3 protein-coding genes and 1 pseudogene are annotated in these 3,899 nt (G+C 58.8%); 3 read left to right on the top strand and 1 reads right to left on the bottom strand.

The annotated features are described in order from the left end of the window. A pseudogene (locus OQK_RS00050) lies at positions 1-461 on the bottom strand (glutamine synthetase); the annotation flags it as partial. 282 nt (positions 462-743) lie between these two features. On the opposite strand from OQK_RS00050, the gene OQK_RS00045 reads away from it, so the two are divergent. The 3 genes from OQK_RS00045 to OQK_RS00035 all read left to right on the top strand — a co-directional run. Next, on the top strand, positions 744-1,505 hold the full coding sequence (locus OQK_RS00045) for a gamma-glutamyl-gamma-aminobutyrate hydrolase family protein (RefSeq protein ID WP_016770556.1): 762 nt from the start codon (positions 744-746) through the stop codon (positions 1,503-1,505). A 369-nt stretch (positions 1,506-1,874) separates the two neighbouring features. Beyond that, positions 1,875-3,017, top strand: coding sequence for a polyamine ABC transporter ATP-binding protein (gene potA / locus OQK_RS00040; protein WP_016770555.1), 1,143 nt, complete (start codon positions 1,875-1,877; stop codon positions 3,015-3,017). After that, on the top strand, positions 3,014-3,899 hold an 886-nt coding region (locus OQK_RS00035; RefSeq protein WP_016770554.1), incomplete at its 3' end, for an ABC transporter permease subunit. The genes potA and OQK_RS00035, both read left to right, overlap by 4 nt.

The following is a 3,899-nucleotide window of genomic DNA, read 5'->3' as shown; positions in this document are numbered from 1 at the left end:
TGGTCGATCAGGTAGAACTCGAGTTCGAACGCCGCGCAGATGGTCAGGCCGAGGTCGTCGAATTTGCGCACAACGTTGGCCAGCACTTCACGCGGGTCGGCGAAGAACGGCTGGCCTTCGATCTCGTGCATGGTCATCAGCAGTTGAGCGGTCGGGCGTTTTTGCCACGGCTCGATGCTCAGGGTGCCAGGGATCGGGTAGCAGATGCGATCGGCATCGCCAATATCCAGGCCCAGACCGGTGCTTTCCACCGTTGAGCCGTTTATGTCCAGCGCGAACAGCGACGCCGGCAGGTTGATACCTTTTTCGTACACCTTATGAAGACTGGTGCGTTCGATGCGCTTGCCGCGCACCACACCGTTCATATCCGCAATCAGAAGGTCGACGTACAAAACCTCAGGATATTTCTTAAGGAATGCGTTGGCTTCGTTGAGTTGAACGGTACGCAGAGGGACCGACATGATGCACCTATTTAGCTGTTAATTATTATGTTCACCACTGTGTTGCGCAGCCAGTCAATCCGAAAGGCAAAGTGAAGTCAATAGCGAACACCCTGCCCTGCAGCCTTTATTTTTCGGGCTTTTCTTAACATTCTCGTGCCATATCCGCCGGCAAACCCCGGTAAACCTGAGCAATTTGATGAACGGCGTTTAGAATTTTTTACATGGCAGTTGTTAATTAAAATCAACGAGGCTAAGCTCCGGAAAAGCTCGTTCAAGTGACAGACTTCGAGGTGAATAAAAATGGCATTCAAGCCATTGATCGGCGTTACTGCGTGCGTCAAACAGATTGGCCTGCACCCCTATCACATCAGCGGCGACAAGTACGTACGTGCTGTCAGCGTTGGCGCTGAAGGGTTGCCAGTGGTCATTCCTTCCCTCGGCAACCTGACTGAAATCGAAGACCTGCTCGGTCAGCTCGACGGTCTGTTGCTCACCGGCTCTCCCTCGAACGTGGAGCCCTTCCACTATCAAGGCCCGGCCAGTGCCCCCGGCACGGATCATGATCCGGCCCGCGACGCCACCACCCTTCCTTTATTGCGTGCAGCCATCGCGGCGGGCGTTCCGGTGCTCGGTATCTGCCGTGGCTTCCAGGAAATGAACGTGGCCTTCGGCGGCAGCCTGCATCAGAAGGTGCACGAGCTGCCCGGCATGCTCGATCACCGTGAAGCCGACAGCCCGGACGTGGCGGTGCAATACGCCCCGGCCCATGCGGTCAGTGTGATCGCTGGCGGCGTGTTCGAAGCGCTGGAGTTGCCCGACGAATTTCAGGTCAATTCGATTCACAGCCAAGGCATCGACCGCCTCGCTCCCGGCCTGCGTGCTGAAGCCGTGGCACCGGACGGTTTGATCGAAGCGATCTCGGTCGAGCACAGCCCGACCTTCGCCCTCGGCGTGCAATGGCACCCGGAATGGCAAGTGCTGGACAACCCGAACTACCTGAGGATTTTCCAGGCGTTCGGCGCAGCGTGCCGGCAACGGGCGGCGAAGCGCAGTCAGCGCTGACGCAATCCCAGACCAGATAACGATTTACTGCCCCCACGGCTGGCGGGTGTGCGTTTGCACATCCTCCCGTCGTGAACTGCAACACCCGTGATAACAACAAGTACGACCCAGGCAGCCAGGACGGCGGCGCCGAACAAGCCGGATCGGTACGGACAAAGGCCACTCAGGTCAACGCATATCCCCTGTGGGAGCGAGCCTGCTCGCGAAAGCGGTGTATGAGCAAACGATGATGTCGACTGACACTCCGTATTCACGAGCAGGCTCGCTCCCACAGGTTCTGCGCCAGCTGACAGGCATTCCGGACCGCTCCGCAATCCACTTAAGCCCGGCCACATTGGCCAGGCACACGACACCTGTTGGGAGTTTCACATGGCAAACGCCTCCAGCACTTACCGCAAGGCACTCGAGGGTCAGCAGCAACCGAAAAAGGTGCTGGTGAAAGTCGATCGTGTCACCAAGAAGTTCGACGAAACCGTGGCCGTGGACGATGTGTCCCTGGAGATCTATCAGGGCGAAATCTTCGCGCTGCTGGGCGGTTCCGGTTCGGGCAAATCGACTCTGCTGCGCATGCTCGCCGGTTTCGAGCGGCCGACCGAGGGGCGGATTCTGCTCGATGGCGTGGACATCACCGACATGCCGCCGTACGAGCGACCGATCAACATGATGTTCCAGTCCTACGCGCTGTTCCCGCACATGACCGTGGCACAGAACATCGCCTTCGGCCTCAAACAGGACCGTTTGCCGGCCAGCGAAATCGATGCCCGCGTCGAAGAAATGCTGCGTCTGGTGCACATGACCCAATACGCCAAGCGCCGCCCGCACCAGTTGTCCGGCGGCCAGCGGCAGCGCGTGGCCCTCGCCCGCTCGTTGGCCAAACGGCCGAAACTGTTGCTGCTCGACGAGCCGATGGGTGCGCTGGATAAAAAGCTGCGTTCGCAGATGCAGCTTGAGCTGGTGGAAATCATCGAGCGCGTCGGCGTGACCTGCGTTATGGTCACCCACGACCAGGAAGAAGCCATGACCATGGCCCAGCGCATCGCGATCATGCACCTGGGCTGGATCGCGCAGATCGGCAGCCCGGTGGACATTTATGAAGCGCCGGTCAGCCGCATGGTCTGCGAATTCATCGGTAACGTGAACGCTTTCGACGGCACTGTGGTGGAAGATCTCGAAGGCCACGCGATCATTCACAGCCCCGACTTGCAGCAGAAGATCTATGTCGGTCACGGCGTCAGCACGTCGGTACAGGACAAGTCGATCACCTACGCCATCCGCCCGGAAAAAATGCTCGTCAGCACCACCCAACCGGAGTTCCGCTACAACTGGTCCGAAGGCAAGGTCCATGACATCGCTTACCTCGGCGGCCATTCGGTGTTTTACGTCGAGCTGCCCGGCGGCAAGATCGTCCAGTCGTTCATGGCCAATGCCGAACGCCGTGGCGCGCGGCCGACCTGGGACGACAAAGTCTACGTCTGGTGGGAAGACGACAGCGGCGTGGTGCTGCGCTCATGAGAACTTTCAATCAGCAATTCTTGCGCCTGGTGCCCAGCGGACGAAAACTGGTGATCGGCATTCCGTTCATCTGGCTGTTCCTGTTCTTCATGCTGCCGTTCTTTCTGGTGATGAAGATCAGCTTCTCGGAAGCCGCGCTGTCGATCCCGCCGTACTCGGAGATCTACACCTTCGCCGAACAGAAATTCCAGCTGCTGCTGAACATCGGCAACTACACCCTGCTCGGCGAAGACGAGCTGTACCTGTCGGCGTATCTCGGCTCGCTGAAGGTCGCGGCACTGAGCACGCTGATGTGCCTGGTGATCGGTTTCCCGATGGCCTACGCGATCACGAAGACCGGCAAGGAAACGCAAAACGTCCTGCTGCTGTTGATCATGATGCCGACCTGGACGGCGATCCTGATCCGCGTGTATGCGTGGATGGGCATCCTCAGCAACAACGGTTTGCTCAACGGGTTCCTGATGTGGACCGGGCTCACCGATCACCCGATCGAGATCCTCAACACCAACACTGCGGTGTACATCGGCGTGGTCTATGCCTATCTGCCGTTCATGGTGCTGCCGCTCTACGCCAACCTGGTCAAGCACGACAACAGCCTTCTGGAAGCCGCGCAGGATCTGGGTTCGAGCAACTTCAACAACTTCTGGAAGATCACCGTGCCGCTGGCCAAGAACGGCATCATTGCCGGTTGCATGCTGGTGTTCATTCCGGTAGTCGGCGAGTTCGTGATCCCGGAACTGCTGGGTGGCCCGGAGACGCTGATGATCGGTCGCGTGCTGTGGCAGGAGTTCTTCAATAACCGCGACTGGCCGGTGGCTTCTGCGCTGGCGGTGGTGATGCTGTTGATCCTGATTGTGCCGATTCTGCTGTTCAACCGCAGCC

The organism is Pseudomonas sp. R62, from assembly GCF_000257605.1.
In the GTDB taxonomy this organism is placed as follows: Bacteria; Pseudomonadota; Gammaproteobacteria; order Pseudomonadales; family Pseudomonadaceae; genus Aquipseudomonas; species Aquipseudomonas atacamensis.
Note: the sequence above shows the minus strand (reverse complement) of the source record. Positions and strands in the feature narration are given on the sequence as shown.

Bases quoted from the DNA above. Each gene is read 5' to 3' on its own strand.
- OQK_RS00045 (WP_016770556.1), top strand. From the start codon at position 744: ATGGCATTCAAGCCATTGATCGGCGTTACTGCGTGCGTCAAACAGATT.
- potA (WP_016770555.1), top strand. From the start codon at position 1,875: ATGGCAAACGCCTCCAGCACTTACCGCAAGGCACTCGAGGGTCAGCAG.